Origin of the sequence: Pseudoclavibacter sp. VKM Ac-2867 (assembly GCF_015351275.1) — a bacterium.
In the GTDB taxonomy this organism is placed as follows: Bacteria; Actinomycetota; Actinomycetes; order Actinomycetales; family Microbacteriaceae; genus Pseudoclavibacter.
This window is the reverse complement of record NZ_JADKSL010000004.1, coordinates 36,992-57,108: the sequence shown is the minus strand read 5'-3', so window position 1 is coordinate 57,108 and position 20,117 is coordinate 36,992. Positions and strand designations below refer to the sequence as shown.

Sequence of the window (20,117 nt, the reverse complement as noted above, 5' to 3'; positions counted from 1 at the left end):
GAACGTGACGAGGCGCAACGAGGAGATGAGGCACTGCGTTGAGTCAGGAGCAGCGCCAGGCTGGCCTCGCGAGCGAACTCTCGCGGGCTCCAGGACCGCAGTTCGAGTGCCTCGCCGACTTCGTGCGCGAGTTCATCGCTCGGAGCTGCGCGCGCAGAGTCGACGGCCGGACGCGTGTCTGGTCGGCGCGCTGGTGGGACTCGCCGGAAGCGGTGCTCCGCCTCGGTGGGCTCTGGCAGGCGTGGGAGGAGCTGAAGGACGTGCCCGGAGGTGCGTCTCTCTGGTTCCGAGACCATGCCGACTACCATCTCGGCGTGCTCTTCAGTCCAGACGGGCCCTTCGAGGCGAGCCCCGACATTCGCGAGAGCACCAGCCGCCGCGGCGACGACCTGCCCTGCACGCCGCCACCGCCCGGTCACCAGGTGTCCCGACGACGTTGACCCGTGCCCCGACGCAGCAGAGCCGCCCGCGATCACTCGCGGACGGCTCTGAGGAAGCTCGGCAGACCAGGCTGCCAGATGGCTTACGGCTGCAGGCGGTTCGGGCCGCGGAACAGGTACGTGACCTCGCGCAGAGTCGTCTGGTGCAGCATCAGCATCAGGATGCGCGCGAAGCCCATGCCGAACCCACCGTGGGGCGGTGCGCCATAGCGGAAGAAGTCGAGGTAGAAGCCGAGCTCGTCGACCTCCATGCCCTTCTGCTTCGCCTGCTCCTCGAGCACGTCGACACGGTGCTCGCGCTGAGCGCCCGTCGAGATCTCGACGCCGTTCCAGATGAGGTCGTAGCTCTTCGTGAGCGACTCGTCGCCCTCGTGGCGCATGTGGTAGAACGGCCGGATCGAAGCCGGGTAGTCCGTCAGGAACACGAACTCGTGGCCGAACGTCTCCTGCACGTGCGCCGCGATCTGACGCTCGCCTTCCGGGTCGAGGTCAAGGTCGTTGCGCTCGAGCTTGTGGCCGCGGGCCTCGACGATCTCTCGAGCCTCCAGCAGCGGGATGCGCGGGAACGGCAGCGAAGGAACGACGATGTCGACGTCGAAGAGCGCCTTGATCTCCTCGCCGTGGGCATTCTTGACCGCCTGCAGGCCGGCAACCATGAGCTGCTCCTGCATCTGCATGACGTCCTCGTGCGACTCGATCCAGCTCACCTCGGCGTCGATGCCCGTGAACTCGGTCGCGTGGCGCGACGTGAACGAGGGGTCAGCGCGGAACACGGGCCCGATCTCGAAGATCTTGCCGAGGCCCGAGCTCATCGCCATCTGCTTGAAGAACTGGGGGCTCTGCGCGAGGTACGCGCTCGTGTCGAAGTAGTCGACCTTGAACAGCTCGGCCTTCGACTCGGACGCCGACGCCATGAGCTTCGGGGTGAACAGCTCGACGTAGCCGTTCTCCACCCAGTAGGTGCGGAACGCGTGCGCGAACGTCGTCTGGATGCGGAAGATGAGGGCATTGCGGGGGATGCGCAGGTCGAGGAAGCGCCAGTCGAGGCGCTTGTCGATCGACGTGTCCTCGGCGATGGGCGTCTCGGGGAGCGCTGCGGTCTCGACGACGATCTCGTCGACCTTCACCTCGAGCCCGCCGAGCTTCACGCGCTCGTCGGCCTTCTTCTGGCCGCGCACGGAGATGAAGCTGCCCTGGGCGAGCGCGGAGATCGTGTCGGAGATCGCCTCGCGGCCCTCGGCGCGCGGGTTCACGAGCTGGACGGCGCCGCTCTCGTCGCGGAGGACGACGAACTGCACCTTCTTCTGGTCTCGAACCGTATCGACCCACCCCTGCACAAGCACGGGGCCGTCTTCGAGCGTGGAAAGGGAGGAGATGAGGGCGCGATCAGTCACCTCGCAAGGGTACCCGAGGCGCAGACGCGTGCGAGCGGGAAGAGAACAAGGCACAGCTTGGGGTGCGGACGCGCATCCTGTGCCTCAGTGTCGGTGGCGGTTCGTAGACTGGAGCGCATGGCGGCACAGCGAATCCACCTCGTCCGCCACGGCGAGGTCGAAAACCCCAACGGGCTCCTCTACGGGCGCCTCCCTGGCTTCGGCCTCTCCGAGCTCGGCGCGCGAATGGCGCGCGTCACAGCCGAGGACCTGCATGCCCGGGCTGTTCCCGCCACCCGTCTCGTCGTCTCCCCGCTGCAGCGCACCCGCGAGTCGGCGGCGCCCATCGCTGAGCTGTTCGGCCTCGAGCCCGTCATCGACGAGCGCGTCATCGAGCCGACGAACGCGTTCGAGGGGCGGCGGATGACGGGCAGATACGGAGCCCTTCGTCGCCCTGGCTCGTGGCCGAAGCTCGTGAACCCCCTGCGCCCCAGCTGGGGCGAGGCGTACAAGTCCATCGTCGCCCGCATGCGAGAGGCGGTGCTCGACGGGGCCGAGTTGGCAGATGGCGGCGATGTTATCGTGGTCTCTCACCAGCTGCCGATCTGGATGGTGCACCGCGCGCTCTCGAAGGAGCCGCTCGCGCACAACCCGAAGCACCGGCGGTGCTCGCTCTCGAGCATCACGACGCTGGAGTACCACCCCGCAACCGGCTTCGTGGAAGCCGACTACCGCGAACCGGCGGCGCACGAACTCGGCGCCGCCACCGATGAGGGAGCCGTGTGACCATCCGCTCAGAGAGCGTGAAGACGTCGCGCTTTCCCCGAACCCTCCGTGCAGCCCTCGCGACGGCGGGGGTCGCCGCCATGCTGGCGCTCGCGGCCTGCTCCGGAGACGAGCCGCTCGCCCAGGACTACGCCGCCGGGGGAGATCAGGGCTACGTCGCGGGCGACGGCAGCTACGAGATCTTCCCGGAAGGTGAACGACAGGACCCGATCCAGTTCGGCGGCGTCACCGAGTTCGGAGACGAGCTCTCCAGCGAAGACCTCGCGGGCTCCGTCACCGTCGTCAACTTCTGGTACGCCTCCTGCCCGCCCTGCCGCCTCGAGGCCCCAGACCTCCAGGCAGCTTGGGAAGAGCATGAAGACGACGGCGTGAAGTTCGTCGGCGTCAACATCTACGACCAGGCGGCGACCGCCAAGACCTTCGCCGAGACGCAGGGCATCACGTACCCGTCGATCCTCGACGTCGACGACGCGAGTGTGCGACTCGCCTTCGCCGACAACGTGCCTCCCCAGGCCATCCCGTCCACGCTCGTGCTCGACGCCGAGGGCCGGGTCGCTTCCGTCATCCGCGGGCCGATCGACCCCTCGATCCTGAACTCCATGATCACCGACACGCTCGCAGAGAGCAGCAAGTGACGACCCCCCTGCTCGCTTCCTCCGCGCTGACGGCGATCGCCCCCGGCAGCGCGGTGGGCGAGACGATCGTGAGCGGCCAGCTCCTCCTCGCGATCCCGCTCGCCGTCCTGGCCGGCCTCATCTCCTTCGCCTCGCCGTGCGTGCTGCCGGTCGTGCCCGGCTACCTCGGACTCGTCGGCGCAGTGGCACAGGATGCGCCGGCCAAGGTTCCTGCGCGCCAGAGCGTCGGAGCCGGCTCCGGCCCTGCAACCGCAGCCGAGCGCGCCTCTCGGCCCGACGACCAGCCCGAAGCGAAACGGGGCCTGCTCGCCCGTCTCACAACCGGACGCGGCCGAGTCGCGTTCGGCGCGGCACTGTTCGTGCTCGGCTTCACCGTCGTCTACGTCCTCTCCGGGGCGGCCTCCGGGCTGCTCGGGTTCTGGCTCATCCAGTACCAGGGCGTCATCATGCGGGTGCTCGGCGTCGTCGTCATCGTCATGGGCGTCGTGTTCATCGGCCAGGTGTCGTTCATGCAGCGCACGGCACGCATGAAGTTCGCGCCGTCCGGCCTGCTCGGGGCGCCCCTCCTCGGCATCGTCTTCGGCGTCGGTTGGGTCCCGTGCCTCGGTCCCACGCTCATCGCGATCAACTCCCTCAGCTACCAGTTCGCGTCCCCCGGCCGCGGAGCGCTCCTCGCGTTCTTTTACTGCCTCGGCCTCGGCCTCCCGTTCATCCTCGTGGCGCTCGGCATCGGCCGCGTGACGACGGGCATCAACTGGGTGCGCAAGCACATCCGCACCATCAACCTCGTCGGCGGCGGCATCCTCATCCTCATCGGGTTCCTCATGGTGATCGGCGTCTGGCAGCACTTCATGTCCGCGTTCGCGGCGACGATCGGCGGCTATGTCCCGGCCCTCTGACCACTTCGACGCGGGGAAAGACGGCTTCGAAGCCCGCGACCGCGAACCGAAGAAGACCGCATCAGGCGCCGCGCGTGCGAGCATGCCGACGAAGCCGGGCGACATCAAGAAGCCCGGCCGCGCATCTGCGCTCGTCGCCTGGCTCCGCACGGCCTGGCGTCAGCTCACGAGCATGCGCACCGCGCTGCTCCTCCTGCTGCTGCTCGCCATCGCCGCCGTACCAGGCTCGCTGGTGCCGCAGCGCTCCAGCGACCCCAACGGGGTCATCGTCTACCAGGACACGTACCCGGACATCGCGCCGTTCCTCGACGACATCGGCATGTTCGACGTGTACAGCTCCCCGTGGTTCACGGCGATCTACCTGCTGCTCTTCGTCTCGCTCATCGGCTGCATCATCCCGCGCATCAAGCACCACTGGGATGCGCTGCGCTCGAAGCCGCCGAAGACTCCCGCGCGGCTCTCGCGGCTCGACGCCTACTCCACACAGGTCCTCGACTCGTCGCTCGACCCGAAGCGCGGCGCCGTCATCGACGAGGCCGCCAAGCTGCTGCGCGACAAGAAGTACCGCACCGTCATCTTCGATGACGGCAAGCGAGGCATCTCAGTGTCCGCGGAGCGCGGCTACCTGCGGGAGACAGGCAACCTGGTCTTCCACTCGGCCATGGTCGGCATCATCGTCGCCGTCGGCATCGGCGGCGGCTTCACCTGGTCCGGGCAGCGTGTGCTCGTCGAGGGCCAGACGTTCGTGAACGGCCTCGTCAGCTACTCGTCCTTCAACCCCGGACGCTTCTTCACGCCCGACGTGCTCGCGCCGTTCTCGATGCGCCTCGACTCCTTCGACATCACCTACGAGGAGGAGAACCAGAACGCCATCGGGCAGGCCACCGACTACGCGGCGAACGTCACCGTCAACACACCTGGCGGCGAACCGAAGACCGAGACGGTGCGCGTCAACGACCCGCTTCGTTTCGCCGGCACCGACAGCTACCTTCTCGGCAACGGGTACGCCCCCGAGATCACGGTGCGCGACCCGGACGGCAACGAGGTCTTCTCCGACTTCGTCCCGTTCCTCCCGCAGGACTCCTTCCTGACCTCAATGGGCGTCGTGAAGGTCCCGGATGGGCTCGACGAGCAGATCGGCATGCTCGGCTTCTTCTACCCCTCAGCGGTCGAACTCGAGTCGGGTGCACTCACCTCGAACCATCCCGACCTCCGCGACCCGATGCTGACGCTGAACGTCTACTCGGGTGACCTCGGCCTCGACGACGGGGTCCCGAGGTCCGTGTACACGCTCGACACGGATACGCTCACGCCCATCGCGGCGCGCGACCTCGACTTCAAGCCCATCGAGCTCCGGCCGGGTGAGACCGCCGAGCTGCCGAACGGCCTCGGCACGATCGAGCTCGGCGAGGTTCCCCGCTACGCGTCCTTCGACGTGCACGAGGACCCGACGCAGATACCGGTGCTCATCTTCGCGATCCTCATCATCGGCGGCCTCTTCACCTCACTGCTCGTGCCGAGGCGCCGCCTCTGGGTGAAGGCGACGACCCGCTCCGACGGCACCGTGCTCGTCGAGTACGCGGGCCTCGCGCGTGGAGACGACCCCCAGCTGGCCGCCTCGGTCAACGATCTCCTCGACGCCCACACGAGAAAAATCGTAGGCTTAGCGGAACCTGCGTCGCCGGCCCGCGCCGCCGGGGCACCTCGAGGGTCCGAGGCCACCCAAAGCTCACCATCTGGCGCCGGCAACCAAGGCGCGGCGCTCGCCTCTTCTCCCACTCAGGAAGCTCCATGATCGAAACGCTGTCCAGCTGGTCGAACCTGCTCCTCTACGTCGCGATGGCGGTGTACTCGATCGCGTTCATCGCGTTCGCCATGGACCTGGCCGGTCGCAGCGCACGCGCAGCCGAGCGCTCCGAACGGCAGTCTGCGGTCGGAGCGACCGCCGCGCGCCGCAACGCGCTCGTCGGCGCGGCAGCCCCGGTAGGAGCAGCGGCGCACGACGGCGTCGCGGCAGACCGCGACGTGTCCGAGCCGGCCAGCTACACGACGGAAGACCCCGCGAGCTCGGTGTCTCTCGCATCCACCCGCACCGAGTCGGGCGACGCCTGGCGCGACACTCGCGCGACGCCGTCGCTGCGCATCGCGATGTGGCTGACCATCGCCGCGTTCGTCGTGCACCTCGCGGCGACCACTCTGCGTGGCATCGCCGCTGACCGGGTGCCGTGGTCGAACATGTTCGAGTTCTCGATGACCTCAACGCTCCTCATCGTGCTCGTCTTCCTCCTCGCCCGTTTCTGGGCCGACGTGCGCTTCCTCGGCACCTTCATCACGGGCTTCACCGTCATCACGCTTGGCATCGCCACGCTCGGCTTCTACGTCGATGTCGTGCCGCTTGCCCCCGCCCTGCAGTCGGTGTGGCTCGTCATCCACGTGTTCGTCGCGTCTCTCGCGACCGGCTGCCTCGCGATCGGCGCGGGCCTCAGCGCCGCGCAGCTCCTGCAGACTCGTCGAGTTGCGCGCGTGCGTGCCGGCCTGCCCACGAAGCTCAAGCTCCTCTCGGCGCTGCCAGACGCGGTGCGCCTCGAGAACCTCGCGTACCGCATCAACATCATCGGCTTCATCCTCTGGACCTTCACCCTCATGGCGGGAGCCGTCTGGGCTGAGCGCGCCTGGGGCCGCTACTGGGGCTGGGACACCAAGGAAGTGTGGACCTTCATCATCTGGGTGGTCTACGCGGGCTACATCCACGCTCGTGCCACGCGCGGCTGGCGCGGAACGCCGTCGGCGTGGCTTGCCATCGCGGGCTTCGCGACGGTCATGTTCAACTTCGGCGTCGTCAACGTGTTCTTCAAGGGACTGCACGCCTACTCGGGGATCTGAGCAGACCCTCCGGCGAGGAGGGCGTGGCAGCGGCGGAGGCGCCCCCTCCACCAATCCTGCCGTTCGGCGGGCGACGCGAGCCGCTCGAGTGCGGCTTCGTCGACCGTGACGGGGGCGAGCGGGATGCGCCCGGCGCGCGGGCGGAGCGGCTCGATCACGACGTCTTCCGCGAGCAGCGAGGCCGTTCCGAGGCCCGCGTCGTGGCGCGGCGCTGACAGGGCTGCGGCGAGCTGTGCTCCCATCGCGATGCCGACCGAGGAGTCGAGGGCGCTCGACACGGTCGCGGGAAGCCCAGCAGACTCGACGATGTCGACTGCGCGGCGGACCCCGCCGAGGGGCTGCATCTTCACGACGACCACGTCAGCCGCGCCGAGACGCGCGACCTCCAGGGGGTCCTCGGCCTTCCTGATGGACTCGTCGGCGGCAATGGGCACCTCGATGCGCGCGTCCCGCAGGCGGCGCCTGAGCACGCCGAGCTCGGCGGTCGTCGCGCACGGCTGCTCCGCGTACTCCAGGCCGAAGCGAGCGAGAGCCCGGAGCGCCGTGATGGCCTCGTCGACCGACCAGCCACCGTTCGCGTCGATCCGCAGTCGCGCATCCGCGCCGAGGCGCTCGCGCACGCCGGCCACCCGGGCGACGTCGTCGGCGAGCGTCTGCCCTCGCTCGGCGACCTTGACCTTGGCCGTTCGGCAGCCGTCGAAGCGCGCGAGCACGCCGTCGAGCGCGGACACCTCGACGGCGGGCACGGTCGCGTTGACCCAGATCTCGCCGTCCGCGTGACGCTCGAGGGTCTCATCGAAGCCGAACTCGATCGCGGCGCGCAGCCAGTTCGCGGCTTCCGTGTCGCCGTACTCGAGGAACGGCGAGAACTCGCTCCACGCGACGGTGCCGCGGATGATCGCCACCTCGCGTGCATCCACCCCACGGAACCGGGTCACGAGGGGAAGCGTCACGATGTGCGTGCGGTCGAGGAGCTCGTCGATCTCGGGCAGCTGCATGCCGCCATTGTCTCGCGCGGTCCCGGGAAGGTCTCACCGGCTGGGGACGTTCGGCGCGGATCGCGCTAGGCTGAGGCATCGATCGGTCATGCCGGACGCAAACTCCTATGTCTACGAACCTCTCCAGCCCCGCACCTCGCTTCAGCCCTCCGCCGGCCGACGAGGACTTCGGTGACGCCCTCGTCAGCTCCGGCTCGGGAGAGCACCGCCCCCCACGAGTCGCCTCGACGGGCGGCCTGGGCAGGCTCGGGTACGGGAAGCCGCAGTATCGGCACGGCTCGCTCGTGCAGCGCACCTGGTACGAGATCGCCTTCAACCCGAGACGCTGGTCGGCCGGCCACTGGGCGCTCCTCGGCGTGCTCATCACGGTGCTCGCCGACGTCTTCGTCTTCTTCTACGCCTCGAACCTGTTCGGCATCGACCGCAAGTTCGAGATCGAGATGTGGCTGCTCACGGCCGGCATCGCGGGCTTCCTGACGATCGCGATGGCCCTCTGGGGAATCATCTTCAACAGTGCCAGGGGTGCGGCGATCTTCGCGATCATCCTCGGACTGCCGTTCGGGGCACCCCCTGCATGGCTGGTCGGCAACACGATCATCCAGCTGATGGCGAACGGCGGCACCCTCCCCGTCGCGCCGCCCCTCTGGTAGCGGGGCCACACGCGAAGGCCCGGACTCCGCGGGCCCACCCCCCCCCCGCAGGACCCTGCCCGCTCGTCGGATAGCGTTATGGCATGACTGCCTTCGTCTCCGAACTCTTCGACGCCGAGCGCTGGCGCACCGTCCCGGGCTTCGAGGAGCTCACCGATCTCACCTACCACCAGGATCTGACGGGTCGCATCGCCCGCGTCGCGTTCAACCGGCCCGAGGTGCGCAACGCGTTCCGCCCGCAGACGGTCGATGAGCTCGCGCGTGCCCTCGACGATGCGCGCATGAACCCGCGCATCGGCGTGGTGCTGCTCACGGGCAACGGTCCGAGCCCGAAGGACGGCGGGTGGGCGTTCTGCTCGGGCGGGGACCAGCGCATCCGCGGTCGTGACGGCTACAAGTACGCCGACGGGGAGACGCGCGACACCATCGACTCGGCCCGCAACGGTCGGCTGCACATCCTGGAGGTGCAGCGGCTCATCCGCTTCATGCCGAAGGTGGTCATCGCGGTCGTTCCCGGCTGGGCCGCTGGTGGCGGGCATTCGCTGCACGTGGTGTGCGACCTGTCGATCGCGTCGCGTGAGCACGCGAAGTTCAAGCAGACGGATGCGGATGTCGGGTCGTTCGACGCCGGCTACGGCTCCGCGTACTTCGCGAAGCAGGTCGGGCAGAAGTTCGCGCGCGAGGTGTTCTTCCTCGCCGAGGAGTACTCGGCGGACCGCGCCATGGAGATGGGCACCGTCAACCGGGTCGTGCCGCACGCGGAGCTCGAGGTCGAGGCCGTTCGCATGGCGGAGACGATCCTGACGAAGTCGCCCACGGCTATCCGCATGCTGAAGTTCGCCTTCAATGCGGTCGACGACGGGCTTGTCGGGCAGCAGGTGTTCGCTGGCGAGGCGACCCGCCTGGCCTACGGCACGGATGAGGCGGTCGAGGGTCGGGATTCGTTCCTCGAGAAGCGCGAACCGGACTGGTCGCCGTTCCCGTGGCAGTTCTGACGTCGCGGATCCCTGGCGTCTCGTTGGAGCGGGGGCTTCGACGTGGGCGCTGAGCTCGGAGTCGGCGGCACGCGTCCGCTGGTCCGCGTGGATGCGCGTGACGCGTCCGCGGTCACGGCCGCGCTCCGGAGCGCGCTGAGCGGCGCAGGTCCTGCCGTGCTGCCCACGCAGCTGCAGGCGGAGGCGCTGTTGTCGGGCGGTCCTGGCCTGGCCGGTGAGGCGCTCGGCGCCGTGCCGGAGGGCGTCGTGCTGGTGATCGAGACGAGCGGGTCGACGGCGGAGCCCAAGCGCGTCATGCTCACCGGAGACGCGCTGCGCGCATCCGCTGCGGCGACGTACGCGCGCTTCGACCTGCTGTTCGGGAGGGCGCGTGCGGCTGAGCCCACTCGCCAATGGCTTCTGACACTGCCTGCGTCGTACGTGGCGGGCGCCCAGGTGCTCATGCGGTCGATCCTGGCCGGGACGGAGCCCGTCGTGCTGGGCGATGAGCATTTCACGGCTGAAGGGTTCGCGCGCGCTGCCTCGGAGCTGACTGCCGAGCGGCGATACGTCTCACTGGTGCCCGCTCAGCTGGCGCGCCTGCTCGATGCGTCTCCTGCGGTCGCGGATACGGTTGCTCGCTTCGACGCCATTCTTGTCGGCGGGCAGTCGCTGCCGCCCGCGCTTCGTTCGCGGGCCGAGGCGCTCGGCTGGAACGTCGCGACGAGCTACGGGTCGAGCGAGACGAGCGGCGGGAGCCTCTACAACGGTGAGCCGCTCGACGGGGTGCGGATGCGAATCCGCGATGGTGAGGTGCAGCTGGCTGGTCCCGTGCTCGCGGCCGGCTACCTTGGCGACCCGCGCCGCACGGCGGAGGCCTTCGTCGAAGATGACGGCGAGCGCTGGTATCGCACGAGCGACGGTGGACGCTTCGAGCGTGATGAGGCCACGGGCCGAGAGCGGCTCGTGGTGACCGGCCGCCTCGACAACGTCATCGTCTCCGGGGGTGAGAAGGTGCTCCTCGATCGGGTCGAGGGCATCGTGCGGCAGCTGCGCGGCCTCACCGACGCGGTTGTCGTTCCCGCACCGTCCGAGGAGTGGGGGCAGGTGCCCGCGCTTGTGGTGGAGGCTTCCGGCTGGGCGCTTGACGGGCCCCCGCCCGGGGCCGAGGCGGCGTTGCTGGGCGCGCGTGCGCTCGCGGGCGACGAGCGCTGGCAGTCTGTTCGCGAGGCGACGGGGGCCGCCGGCCGTGCGGCTCGCCCGGCGCTGCTCGTGCTTGCACGGCGCATCCCGTACCTGCCCAGCGGGAAGCCAGACCGTCGATCGCTGGAGCGCCTGGTGGCGGGGCTCGCCCGCGGAGTTGGCGAGGGCTGAGCGCCGGCTGCCGATCGACCCTGTGGGCCGAGTCAGACCTCGGTGTCGTGCTCCAGGGGGCTTCTGGCTGCGGCCGAGCGCCGGCGGAGGATGATCGTCGTGGCGATACCGGCTCCGCCGAGGACCAGAACACCGGCGATGACGAGTGGTGCTGCCGGCGTGGCCGTGGTCGCAGCCGTGTCCGTCGGCTGATCGGTGGCGGTCGCCGTCGCCGTCGCTGTCGGCGTCGGCGTGGTCGTCTCGGGCGTGCCCGGCTCGAGGAGCGCCTGCAGCTTCGCCCCGACGGTCTCCGCGAGGTAGGCGACACCGGCCTCGTTGGGGTGGAGCGCGCCGAGCTTGAGAGCTGCGCCCGGCGTGGTCGACGCTCCCTCGCCGGGTTCTGCCGTGATGCCGTTCATGTAAGGCGCCGTGGTCGAGCATGCGGAGTGGGCGGAGGTCGCCTTCAACGTGGAGATGAAGGTGGCGCCGCTGGCCTCGGCCGCCGTCTTTATGGCCTCGTCGAGGTGGACTTCCGTCTCGTGCAGGTACGCGGTGTCGACGTCGGTGAACGGGAAGGAGTTCTCCGGGTAGCCCGCCGAGGTGAAGGCGGGGGAGAAGCATCCACCGACCGGCGTGTTCGTGGGGTCGGGTGTGATGGCGGGGTATCCGACGACGACGATGTCGGCGTTCGGCGCCTTCTCGGCGATGAGGGCGAACGTCGAGGCCAGCGCGGGGGCGATGAGCGAGTCGATGCGGTCCTTCAGGGCGTCGACCTCGACGCCGCCTCCGTCGACGACGTACTGCGATCGGCAGTTGGGGACGGTCTGGTCGGCGACGAGGGGGCCGAGGGAGCTCGCGGCGACACAGGAGGCGGCGATGTCCGAGAACTCGAGGTCGTTGCCGCCGATCGACAGGGTGACGAACTCCGTCGTCGCGGAGAGGCTCGCCGACTGCACCGGTGCGTTCGCGCCGGATGCGGTGACCTGCTCGGTGTCGCGGATGTCGGCAGTCACGGCGCCGCTGCACGTGCGGTCGTCGAGGGCCAGGCCGAGCGAATCGGCGACGCGGTGCGGGTAGTTCGCGAGCGCCTGGAAGCAGCCGGCGGCGGGCTCCTCGCTGAACGGGACGAGCCCGAACCCTGAGGAGTACGAGTCGCCCAGCGCGATGTACTCGCGCGCCTGGGTGCCGCCGTTCACCATTGCATCGCCGAGGGGCGCCGCGAGGGCGCCGGAAGGCGCGAGCAGCGCGATGCATGCGGCCGCGACGCCGACGGCGGCCGCGCGCAGGCGTGATCGGGAAGTCATGGATCTCCTGTCGAGCGGACGTCGATCGGGACGGGGAGGTGGTGGTCTCATAGTGCCACCGCGATGCTGACCGGGGAACGTGCTGCAGAGCTCGCTTCTGGGGTGCGCCAGCCGGCGTCGCAGGGATGCGGGCCTGCGCCGCCCTCTAGAATCGCTCCGTGGCGCAGAAACAGAAGCACAGACAGCGGAAGCAGCAGCAGGCGAACCCGACGCAGCGGCCACGGCCGAAGGCGAGAGAGGTGCGCAAGCTGGATGCGCGCGCCTGGATCGCGGGTGCGCGTCTGCGGACGCTCCCGCTGGCGATCGCTCCGGTGCTGCTCGGCACTGCCGGTGCCATCGTCGACGGCGAGCCCGGCCAGTACCACTGGGTCCGCGCCCTCGCCTGCCTTGCGGTTGCGCTGTGCCTGCAGATCGGCGTGAACTACGCCAACGACTACTCCGACGGCATCCGCGGCACCGACGCCTTCCGGGTCGGGCCGGCCAGGCTCACCGGCTCCGGCCTGGTCGAGCCGAAGCGCGTGAGGCTCGTGGCGTTCATCTTCTTCGGCCTCGGCGCACTCGCCGGCCTCTTCCTGGTGGTGACCTCAGGGCACTGGTGGCTGCTCGCCGTCGGTGCCGCCGCGATCATCGCCGCCTGGTACTACACGGGCGGCAAGCGTCCGTATGGCTACGCGGGCCTCGGCGAAGTGTTCGTGTTCGTCTTCTTCGGTCTCGTGGCGACCGCTGGCACGACGTTCGTGCAGATCGGGAGCGTCTCCACGAACGTGTGGATCATGGCGACGGCGGTCGGCCTCTTCGCGTGCGCGGTGCTCATGGTCAACAACATCCGCGATATCGAGCAGGACCGTCTCGCGAGCAAGCGCACGCTCGCCGTGCTCGTCGGTCCGGTCGTGTCGCGGTGGCTGTTCGGCGTCTTCACGCTGGCGCCGTTTGTCCTCGCGATCTTCTTCGCCATCGCGTACCGCAACGCGGTCTTCACCTTCTTCGCCCTGCTGCTGGCGGCACCGGCCGTGCTCATCGCATCGACGGCCCGCAAGCCGCGAGAGCTCATCCTCGCTCTGATGCTCACGAGCTTCGCGACCTTGGCCTACGCTCTCCTGCTCGGCCTCGGTATCGTCTTCAGCGGGTATGTGCGCTAGTTGACGCTCGGTCGGGTGCCCTTCGGAGCATCCGGCTCGTCGGAGCTGTCTGGTGCCTCCGCCTGCTCGGCTGCGGTGAGCTCGTGTGACTCCGCGTCTGCATCTGCGTCCGCGTCTGTTCCTGCGTCCGTGACGTCGACAGCCTCTGGAGCTGTATCGACGTCTGCCTCGGCAGCGGCAGCGGCAGCGGAGGCTGGGCCCGCTTCGCCGTCGAGGGCCGCGTCCTCGAGCTTGTCATCCGCGGTGCGCGCGTCCTTGCGCTCGCTGAGGCGCTGCAGGTCGTCGCCCATCTTCTGGCGGGTGCCGCGCAGGAAGATCACCGAGATGCAGGCGCTGATGATGGCGCCGACAAGAGCTCCCGCGAGCCAGCTCCACTGCCATGCGGGCAGGGCCAGCATGACAACCGCGAACGGGATCGCGAACGCGAGCAGTCTGATGACGGAATAGACGAGCCAGGCGCGCTTCGAGTTCATCCCTCAATTCTAGGAGCGAGGCGGATGCGCGCCTCACCGACTCCCTGAACGCCCGGTGTCCGCTCGGCACTCGCACCGAGCACGGTTCGCGGAGGGCGAAGGCATCACCAGGTCGGGCGGAGGCAAGTCGCGTATCCTCGGGGGACCATGTCTCGCCTCCTCATTACTGCCGCAGTCATCGTCGTCGCGGTGACGATCTTCGCCGTGGTCGATTGCGCGATGACGGACGCAAAGCGCACGCGCGCACTCCCGAAGCCCGTCTGGGTCGTCGTCGTGCTGCTGGTCCCCGTCGTCGGTCCGCTCCTCTGGCTCTTCTTCGGCAAGGTCCGCGGCAACGCGGCGGCCGCGAAACCGGTGCAGACCACCCCGGACGATGACGAGACGTTCCTGCGCTCGATCGGCATCGAGTCCGACAGCGATGAGCGCATCCGCAAGCTCGAGGAGGAGCTGCAGGCGCTCGACGACGTCGATTTCCCGGCCGCAGCACCGACTGGTCCGGTCTCGGAGGGTGGCGTTGCGACGGCACTCGAGGACGCGAACGACGAGGCATCGTCCGGCGAGAAGTCGGAGAAGTCCGCGAAGCCCGAGTCTGGCGGCAAGAAGCCCCGCAAGGGCGACGAGAAGCCTGCCGCCAACGACGAGCCCGGCGAGCACGAAGAGCCCATCGAGCACAAAGACGACTGGACTCAGGGCGACGGGTCGCCCCGTGCCTGAGCGGCACGCCCACACCGAAGCCTCCAACTCCCAGCGCCCCACAGTGGGCGCTGAGTCGCGTGCGCCTGCACCCGGGTCGAGCATGCCTCGCACCGGCAACCCGGCGGTCGACTTCAGCCTGGACTTCCTGGGTTCCCTCGTCCGCCTCGGCATCACCGATCTTGTGGTCTGCCCCGGTTCCCGTTCACAGGCGCTCGCCCTCGTGGCGGCCGAGCTCGAGCGAGTCGGCGCGGTTCGCCTGCACGTGCGCATCGACGAGCGCTCGGCCGGCTTCTTCGCTCTCGGTCTGGCCGCGGAGACCGCCCGCACGGTACCCATCATCACCACCTCGGGAACCGCCGTCGCCAACCTGCTCCCTGCCATGCTCGAGGCGTTCCACGCCGGAGTGCCGCTTGTCGCGGTGACCGCAGACCGGCCGGAGGAGCTCCTCGGCATCGGGGCGAACCAGGCCACGACGCAGCCCGGGATCTTCGGGCCCAACATCGTGCACGAGGCGATGGATGCGCCGACGGGGGCACCCACGGAATCGGCGGAGGCCGAGCGCCTCGCGCTGCGCGCAGCATCCACGACCGGACCGCTGCAGCTGAACCTCGCCTTCCGCGACCCGCTGAGCGTCGCCGTTCCATCGCTCGAGGCGTGGGCCGAGGGCGTCGACCCGGGCGAAGCTCCAGGCGGCGACCGAATCGCCGAGGCCAGCCAGTCCGCCGATACGGACGGGGTCCTCGACGTGGACGCGGCCGAGTGGCAGCGGACGCTGGTCATCGCCGGGGCTGGCGCCGGCCCAGTGGCCGAGGAGGTCGCCCACGCCGGCGGCTGGCCGCTCATCGCCGAGGCGTCGAGCGGCTCCCGGTACGGACGCAACCTCGTGCTCGCGTACCGACAGCTCCTCGGCGCGAGCTCCCCCCGGCCGGATCTCCGGGACGCCATCACGCGGGTCCTCGTGTTCGGGCACCCGACGCTCAGCCGCGAGATTCCCCAGCTCATCGCTCGCGAGGGAGTGCACGCCGTCGTCGTCGGGTCGACGGGCGGCGAGCCCTACAACCCCGGCCGCGCGGTCGCGGCGCACGTCGAGGCCGTGCGCGTGCATCCCGTCTCCGCCCGCGACGCCGAGTCCCGTGCCGAGTCGCGCTCCTGGCTGCGCGAGTGGGTGCTCGCGAGTCGGGAGATCGTCGCTGCGTCAGCGGAGCAGCCGCCAGCGCCCGACATCGAGGCGTCACGTTCGAGCGACAAGGCCGTGCGCAGCCGATTCGCCAGGCAGGAACTCGCTGTCGCCCGCACGAAGGTCGACAGGCGGATGCTGGTCGAGGCTGTCTGGAGCGCCACCTGGCCCCATGACCGGCTTGTGCTCGGCGCATCCACTCTCATCAGGGTGCTCGATGCTCACGTCGCGGGCAAGCCCGTGCGAGTGCACTCGAATCGGGGGCTCGCCGGTATCGACGGCACCGTCGCGACGACGCTCGGCGTCGCCGTGGGCAGCCAGCTCGCTGGCCCCGTCTCCGCGCAGGGGGGCGTGACGCGTGCGCTCATCGGCGATCTCACCTTCCTCCACGACGCCTCTTCGCTGCTGGTCGGACAGGGGGGCGAGTGGTCGCCTCGCGTGCAGCTCATCGTCGGCAATGACGGCGGGGGGACGATCTTCGACGATCTCGAGGTGGCTCGCACGGCCGCCGCCGCCGCGCACGCACGGGTCCTCTACACGCCGACCGTGGTCGACCTCGAGGCTCTGGCCAAGGCGTACGGCTGGAGCTACCTGCGCGTCGAGACACGTGCCGACCTGGAACGCGCGCTCGTCTCGCGGGAGTACGAGCGTGTCCTCATCGAGGTGCCTCTGCACCGAGGCTGAAGCAAATGTCAGGACATATGCTTGCTGTGTACTGTCCGGCCTGAGCAGCGGAGAAACGATGGCCCCCACATCCCCCAACCCCGAGACGCGCGCCGCCGCCGAGGGAGACATGAACTTCCACACCCGCAAGTGGGTGCGACCGGAGGACCTGAACGCGAACGGCACCCTCTTCGGCGGAAGCCTGCTGCGGTGGATCGACGAAGAGGCCGCGATCTACGCGATCATCCAGCTCGGCAACTACCGCTGCGTCACCAAGTACATCTCGGAGATCAACTTCGAGGCCTCCGCCCAGCAGGGCGACCTCATCGAGATGGGGCTCGTGGCGACGCACTTCGGCCGCACGTCGATGACGATGCGCGCCGTCGTGCGCAACATGATCACACGACGCACGATCCTCTCGATCGAGAAGATCGTGTTCGTGAGCCTCGGCGATGACGGGCATCCCGTTCCGCACGGCTACTCGAGTATCACGTATGCGCGCGACCGGATGCCGACCACGCATCCGCAGACTGGCACGATCGCTGTGCCCCGCGTCGGCGAGTAGCGCCGCCGCTCCGAGCGGCAGCCACGCGCGGGGGCTCCTGAGCCCAGGCCACTTCAAGCTGGGGCGCCCACTCCCGCGCGCGGCTGCGTCGGCGTCGAGCTACTGGTTGCCGATCTGCTTGTCCGCCGCGTCGCGTGCACCCTTGATCTGATCGGTGAACTTGTCGCCGGTCGCCTTCTGGGCGGCGTTCGCGACGCCGTCGAGGATCTTGTCGCTGATGTCCTCGGCCTTCTCGCTCTTGAGCGCCTCGGTGACTCGCGGGTCCTTGAGGAACTCCTGCGCCTTGCCGGTGATGTTCTCGATGCCCATGTGCTTCTCCTCTGCTGGGCGCCGCTTCCGCTCCGTCGCGAAAGCTGTTCGCGCGAGCAGAGCATAGCGTCGGTGGGTGGCGTTAGCCTGTCCTCATGCCTCACTTCACCACCGAAGACGCTGCAGTGCTGCGCGTCGATGAGAACTTCGATCTGGGTGCGCTCGACCCCCGCTCGACCCCTGGATTCACCGGCAAGAAAGCCGACGCCGCCTCCCTGTTCACCGAACACGACGACGAGATCGCGGAGCTGCAGGAGCGCATGTTCGCGAATTCGCGGGCTGGTCTCGAGGCGCCGTCCGTGCTGCTGCTCCTGCAGGGCATGGACACGTCCGGCAAGGGCGGAATCGTGCGTCACGTCATCGGGGGCGTCGACCCGCAGGGGGTGCAGATCGCGTCCTTCAAGGCGCCGACGGACGAGGAGCGTGAGCAGGACTTCCTCGTGCGCGTTCGCAAGCAGCTGCCCGCGGCAGGCAAGATCGGCGTCTTCGACCGCTCCCACTACGAGGACGTGCTCATCCAGCGCGTCCGCTCCTTCGCGCCGCCAGAGGAGATCGAGCGCCGCTACGGCGCCATCGTCGACTTCGAGAACGAGCTCGCCGCATCCGGAACCAAGCTCATCAAGGTCATGCTGCATATCTCGAAACAAGAGCAGGGCGCGAGGCTCGCGGAGCGGCTCGAGCGCCCCGACAAGCACTGGAAGTTCAACCCTGGCGACATCGACGAGCGTCTGCTCTGGGACCAGTACCAGGAGGCCTACGAGATCGCGCTGCAGCGCACGTCGACGCAGACCTCGCCCTGGTACTGCGTGCCCGCCGACCGCAAATGGTTCTCCCGCCTCGTCGTGAAGGGCCTGCTGCTGGATGCGCTGCGCGGCTTCGACCTGCAGTGGCCCGCCGCCGATTTCGACGTCGAGGCCGAGAAGCAGCGTCTCGCCGAGAGCTCGTAGCTCAGTCTGCGAGCTCGGGCGGCCAGACGACGCTGAACCGCTCGAAGACGACCTCGTGCTGCGGCGTGAACTCGCGACCGACCGCGGCCCGGGTGCGTTCCCAATAGCGCTGGTGCTCCCGGCGCCAGCTCTCGAGGCTCCGGTCGTCTTCACCCTCGTCGTAGGCGAAGGCCTCGTCGACGCTGTCGAAGGGGCCGACGCGCAGCTCCGTGCTGCGGATGACGACGACGGGCGTCCCTCGGCCATCGCACGCGATCCAGTGCGAGCCGATGCGGGGCAGCAGCTCGCCTTCCTCGGCGAACTCCTCGAGGAGCGCCGCGGTGGCGCGCTTCGGTCCGTGTGTCACCAGTGCAAGCAGCTCATCGGCGAGCTCGACGCTGTCGCCGAAGTTCTCGACCGAGTACTCGGGGGCGGCATCGGCGGCACCGGGGTTGGCGGCGCGGTAGGCGCCCCACATCGTGGCGGCCGCGACCCGGTCGAGTTCTGGGAGCTCCGTGCGGCCGAGGGCCGCATTGCTGTTGGGCGTCTCGGTCACCGCAGGACCCCCTCGTGCGGCCCGTCAGCGCTGTCGCCGCGGAGCGCCTCCACGATAGGACGGAACTTCAGCTGTGTCTCGCGGTACTCGTCTGAGGCATCCGAGGACGCCACGATGCCACCGCCCGCGTACGCCGTGATCGACCCGTTCGCGTCGATCTCGGCACCGCGCAACGCGACGGCCCATTCGCCGTCCCCACCAGCGCCCACCCAGCCGACTGGGCCGGCATAGCGCTGTCGGTCGAACGGCTCGAGGGCGAGGATCGCGTCAAGGGCCGTAGGTGTCGGGGTGCCGCCGACGGCCGCCGTCGGGTGGAGTGCATCCACGAGATCGAGCACCGTCACCCCTGCAGGCAGGGTGCCGCGGATATCGCTCGCGAGATGCCACAGGTTCGGGAGCTTGAGGGTGAAGGGGATGCGGCTGCTCGTGAGGCCCGTGCCCGGGTCGTCGTGCGTGTCGAGGGTCGCGAGCGAGGTGAGCGCGCTCTCGACGGCGAAGCGGTGCTCTGCCAGGTTCTTCTCGCTGTGCCGCAGCCTCGCCTCGGCCCGCGCGTCCGCCTCCTCGTCGCTGCCGCGGGGCGCCGTGCCGGCGAGCACACGCGCCGAGACCTGCCGCTCGAGCACACGCACGAGCGTCTCCGGGCTTGTGCCCGTGAGCCCGTCGACGGCGTAGGTCCAGCACTCCGGATACGCCGAGGCGAGCCTCGCGATCAGGCGGCGGCGGTCGGCGCCCTCCGGGAGTGAGCCGCGCTGCTCGCGCGCCAGCACGACCTTCGAGAGGTGACCGGTGTGGATGAGGTCGAGGGCTCGGTCGATGGCGCGCCGGTGCTCGTCGCCGGACATCAGGCCGTCCCTGAGCGTCGCCGCGGCGTCGATGTCGCCGAGCGGTGCAGCGTCGGGGAGGCGCGGCTCCGGGGCCGAGCCGTCGGCGGTGATCGCCGTCACGAAGCACCGCGCACCTCGACGCCCCACGACGAGCTCGGGAACCTCGAGGATGCTGCGCGCCCCGGATTCGGCGGCGAACGCGAACGCGCCGAACGCGATGAGGCCAGAGCCCGTCACCTTGGCGGCATCGTCGATCTCGGCTGCCCCCACGACGTCGCGCCAGGCGGCGGCGGAGTCCGGGATTCGCGTCGCGCCTGTGAACTCGCCGCGCCACGCACTCCCCGTGGCGACGACCCCATCGCCCTGACGAAGCCACACGAGGGGGGAGGTCGACGACGCGAAACGGAGGAGATCGCCCGGATCGGGGACCTCGATCGTCCGTGCGCGCAGGCGGGGGAGGATCACAGCTGGCACGACGGCAAGACTATCCCCAG

General features: G+C 69.4%; 21 protein-coding genes. 14 read left to right on the top strand and 7 right to left on the bottom strand.

The genetic code is table 11. The annotated features are described in order from the left end of the window. Positions 1–38 precede the first annotated feature (38 nt). Positions 39–440, top strand: a complete 402-nt coding sequence (locus tag ITJ67_RS05710) for a DUF4913 domain-containing protein (RefSeq protein ID WP_160073011.1) — start codon at positions 39–41, stop codon at positions 438–440. Between the two features lie 83 nt (positions 441–523). Here the strand turns inward: ITJ67_RS05710 and aspS are convergent, their stop codons facing one another. After that, positions 524–1,834: an aspartate--tRNA(Asn) ligase gene (gene aspS, locus ITJ67_RS05705; protein WP_160073009.1), complete on the bottom strand. Its 1,311-nt coding sequence runs from the start codon at positions 1,832–1,834 to the stop codon at positions 524–526. A 117-nt stretch (positions 1,835–1,951) separates the two neighbouring features. Here aspS and ITJ67_RS05700 point away from each other — a divergent pair, with 117 nt between their 5' ends. Genes ITJ67_RS05700 through ccsB form a run of 5 tightly spaced genes read left to right on the top strand, consistent with a single transcriptional unit; the run spans position 1,952 to position 7,016 of the window. Next, complete coding sequence (locus tag ITJ67_RS05700; protein WP_104243445.1) at positions 1,952–2,599, top strand: histidine phosphatase family protein; 648 nt, start codon at positions 1,952–1,954, stop codon at positions 2,597–2,599. Beyond that, entirely contained in the window at positions 2,596–3,234 is a 639-nt protein-coding gene (locus tag ITJ67_RS05695) for a TlpA family protein disulfide reductase (RefSeq protein WP_236558488.1), read from the top strand. Before ITJ67_RS05700 ends, ITJ67_RS05695 begins: the two co-directional genes overlap by 4 nt. Continuing rightward, positions 3,231–4,133, top strand: a complete 903-nt coding sequence (locus tag ITJ67_RS05690; RefSeq protein WP_416362309.1) for a cytochrome c biogenesis CcdA family protein — start codon at positions 3,231–3,233, stop codon at positions 4,131–4,133. The genes ITJ67_RS05695 and ITJ67_RS05690 overlap by 4 nt, the downstream gene beginning before the upstream one ends. Continuing rightward, on the top strand, positions 4,117–5,928 hold the full coding sequence (resB, locus tag ITJ67_RS05685; protein WP_160073005.1) for a cytochrome c biogenesis protein ResB: 1,812 nt from the start codon (positions 4,117–4,119) through the stop codon (positions 5,926–5,928). Before ITJ67_RS05690 ends, resB begins: the two co-directional genes overlap by 17 nt. Next, on the top strand, positions 5,925–7,016 hold the full coding sequence (ccsB, locus tag ITJ67_RS05680; RefSeq protein ID WP_160073003.1) for a c-type cytochrome biogenesis protein CcsB: 1,092 nt from the start codon (positions 5,925–5,927) through the stop codon (positions 7,014–7,016). Before resB ends, ccsB begins: the two co-directional genes overlap by 4 nt. On the opposite strand, the gene ITJ67_RS05675 is transcribed toward ccsB, so the two are convergent. After that, positions 7,001–8,014, bottom strand: a complete 1,014-nt coding sequence (locus ITJ67_RS05675) for an o-succinylbenzoate synthase (RefSeq protein ID WP_194677031.1) — start codon at positions 8,012–8,014, stop codon at positions 7,001–7,003. The two genes, ccsB and ITJ67_RS05675, sit on opposite strands and share 16 nt — an antisense overlap. A gap of 107 nt (positions 8,015–8,121) precedes the next feature. On the opposite strand from ITJ67_RS05675, the gene ITJ67_RS05670 reads away from it, so the two are divergent. The 3 genes from ITJ67_RS05670 to ITJ67_RS05660 all read left to right on the top strand — a co-directional run bounded on the left by ITJ67_RS05670 (position 8,122) and on the right by ITJ67_RS05660 (position 11,012). Continuing rightward, complete coding sequence (locus ITJ67_RS05670) at positions 8,122–8,664, top strand: hypothetical protein (protein ID WP_160072999.1); 543 nt, start codon at positions 8,122–8,124, stop codon at positions 8,662–8,664. 83 nt (positions 8,665–8,747) lie between these two features. Further along, complete coding sequence (locus tag ITJ67_RS05665) at positions 8,748–9,659, top strand: 1,4-dihydroxy-2-naphthoyl-CoA synthase (RefSeq protein WP_160072997.1); 912 nt, start codon at positions 8,748–8,750, stop codon at positions 9,657–9,659. 42 nt (positions 9,660–9,701) lie between these two features. Continuing rightward, positions 9,702–11,012, top strand: a complete 1,311-nt coding sequence (locus tag ITJ67_RS05660) for an AMP-binding protein (RefSeq protein WP_323741399.1) — start codon at positions 9,702–9,704, stop codon at positions 11,010–11,012. 32 nt (positions 11,013–11,044) lie between these two features. Here ITJ67_RS05660 and ITJ67_RS05655 read toward each other — a convergent pair whose 3' ends face one another. Next, positions 11,045–12,295: an SGNH/GDSL hydrolase family protein gene (locus ITJ67_RS05655; protein ID WP_194677030.1), complete on the bottom strand. Its 1,251-nt coding sequence runs from the start codon at positions 12,293–12,295 to the stop codon at positions 11,045–11,047. A gap of 158 nt (positions 12,296–12,453) precedes the next feature. Between ITJ67_RS05655 and ITJ67_RS05650 the strand changes: the two genes are divergently transcribed. Beyond that, positions 12,454–13,434: a 1,4-dihydroxy-2-naphthoate polyprenyltransferase gene (locus ITJ67_RS05650; protein WP_160072991.1), complete on the top strand. Its 981-nt coding sequence runs from the start codon at positions 12,454–12,456 to the stop codon at positions 13,432–13,434. Here ITJ67_RS05650 and ITJ67_RS05645 read toward each other — a convergent pair. After that, positions 13,431–13,907, bottom strand: coding sequence for a DUF4229 domain-containing protein (locus ITJ67_RS05645; RefSeq protein WP_194677029.1), 477 nt, complete (start codon positions 13,905–13,907; stop codon positions 13,431–13,433). The two genes, ITJ67_RS05650 and ITJ67_RS05645, sit on opposite strands and share 4 nt — an antisense overlap. A 147-nt stretch (positions 13,908–14,054) precedes the next feature. Here ITJ67_RS05645 and ITJ67_RS05640 point away from each other — a divergent pair, with 147 nt between their 5' ends. The 3 genes from ITJ67_RS05640 (at position 14,055) to ITJ67_RS05630 (ending at position 17,008) form a co-directional block, all read left to right on the top strand. Next, positions 14,055–14,621, top strand: a complete 567-nt coding sequence (locus ITJ67_RS05640) for a PLDc N-terminal domain-containing protein (protein WP_194677028.1) — start codon at positions 14,055–14,057, stop codon at positions 14,619–14,621. A gap of 82 nt (positions 14,622–14,703) precedes the next feature. After that, positions 14,704–16,464, top strand: coding sequence for a 2-succinyl-5-enolpyruvyl-6-hydroxy-3-cyclohexene-1-carboxylic-acid synthase (gene menD, locus ITJ67_RS05635; protein WP_194677027.1), 1,761 nt, complete (start codon positions 14,704–14,706; stop codon positions 16,462–16,464). Positions 16,465–16,522: 58 nt separating this feature from the next. Continuing rightward, positions 16,523–17,008 (top strand): acyl-CoA thioesterase, encoded by a 486-nt coding sequence (locus tag ITJ67_RS05630; protein ID WP_104243423.1) that lies wholly within the window; start codon positions 16,523–16,525, stop codon positions 17,006–17,008. A gap of 99 nt (positions 17,009–17,107) precedes the next feature. Here ITJ67_RS05630 and ITJ67_RS05625 read toward each other — a convergent pair whose 3' ends face one another. After that, on the bottom strand, positions 17,108–17,317 hold the full coding sequence (locus ITJ67_RS05625) for an Rv0909 family putative TA system antitoxin (RefSeq protein ID WP_160072983.1): 210 nt from the start codon (positions 17,315–17,317) through the stop codon (positions 17,108–17,110). Between the two features lie 95 nt (positions 17,318–17,412). On the opposite strand from ITJ67_RS05625, the gene ITJ67_RS05620 reads away from it, so the two are divergent. Continuing rightward, positions 17,413–18,264, top strand: a complete 852-nt coding sequence (locus ITJ67_RS05620; RefSeq protein WP_160072981.1) for a PPK2 family polyphosphate kinase — start codon at positions 17,413–17,415, stop codon at positions 18,262–18,264. Between the two features lies 1 nt (position 18,265). Here the strand turns inward: ITJ67_RS05620 and ITJ67_RS05615 are convergent, their stop codons facing one another. Together ITJ67_RS05615 and ITJ67_RS05610 are read right to left on the bottom strand one after the other, a co-directional pair. Next, a complete protein-coding gene (locus tag ITJ67_RS05615; protein WP_194677101.1) occupies positions 18,266–18,721 on the bottom strand; it encodes an ASCH domain-containing protein in 456 nt (151 codons plus the stop codon). Positions 18,722–18,795: 74 nt separating this feature from the next. After that, positions 18,796–20,097, bottom strand: coding sequence for an isochorismate synthase (locus ITJ67_RS05610; protein ID WP_323741398.1), 1,302 nt, complete (start codon positions 20,095–20,097; stop codon positions 18,796–18,798). Positions 20,098–20,117 lie beyond the last annotated feature (20 nt).

Coding starts and splice junctions, on each gene's coding strand:
- ITJ67_RS05675 (WP_194677031.1), bottom strand. CDS start 8,014: ATGCAGCTGCCCGAGATCGACGAGCTCCTCGACCGCACGCACATCGTG.
- ITJ67_RS05670 (WP_160072999.1), top strand. CDS start 8,122: ATGTCTACGAACCTCTCCAGCCCCGCACCTCGCTTCAGCCCTCCGCCG.
- ccsB (WP_160073003.1), top strand. CDS start 5,925: ATGATCGAAACGCTGTCCAGCTGGTCGAACCTGCTCCTCTACGTCGCG.
- ITJ67_RS05640 (WP_194677028.1), top strand. CDS start 14,055: ATGTCTCGCCTCCTCATTACTGCCGCAGTCATCGTCGTCGCGGTGACG.
- ITJ67_RS05700 (WP_104243445.1), top strand. CDS start 1,952: ATGGCGGCACAGCGAATCCACCTCGTCCGCCACGGCGAGGTCGAAAAC.
- ITJ67_RS05645 (WP_194677029.1), bottom strand. CDS start 13,907: ATGAACTCGAAGCGCGCCTGGCTCGTCTATTCCGTCATCAGACTGCTC.
- ITJ67_RS05620 (WP_160072981.1), top strand. CDS start 17,413: ATGCCTCACTTCACCACCGAAGACGCTGCAGTGCTGCGCGTCGATGAG.
- ITJ67_RS05665 (WP_160072997.1), top strand. CDS start 8,748: ATGACTGCCTTCGTCTCCGAACTCTTCGACGCCGAGCGCTGGCGCACC.
- ITJ67_RS05630 (WP_104243423.1), top strand. CDS start 16,523: ATGGCCCCCACATCCCCCAACCCCGAGACGCGCGCCGCCGCCGAGGGA.
- ITJ67_RS05625 (WP_160072983.1), bottom strand. CDS start 17,317: ATGGGCATCGAGAACATCACCGGCAAGGCGCAGGAGTTCCTCAAGGAC.
- ITJ67_RS05615 (WP_194677101.1), bottom strand. CDS start 18,721: ATGTGGGGCGCCTACCGCGCCGCCAACCCCGGTGCCGCCGATGCCGCC.
- ITJ67_RS05655 (WP_194677030.1), bottom strand. CDS start 12,295: ATGACTTCCCGATCACGCCTGCGCGCGGCCGCCGTCGGCGTCGCGGCC.
- menD (WP_194677027.1), top strand. CDS start 14,704: ATGCCTCGCACCGGCAACCCGGCGGTCGACTTCAGCCTGGACTTCCTG.
- resB (WP_160073005.1), top strand. CDS start 4,117: ATGTCCCGGCCCTCTGACCACTTCGACGCGGGGAAAGACGGCTTCGAA.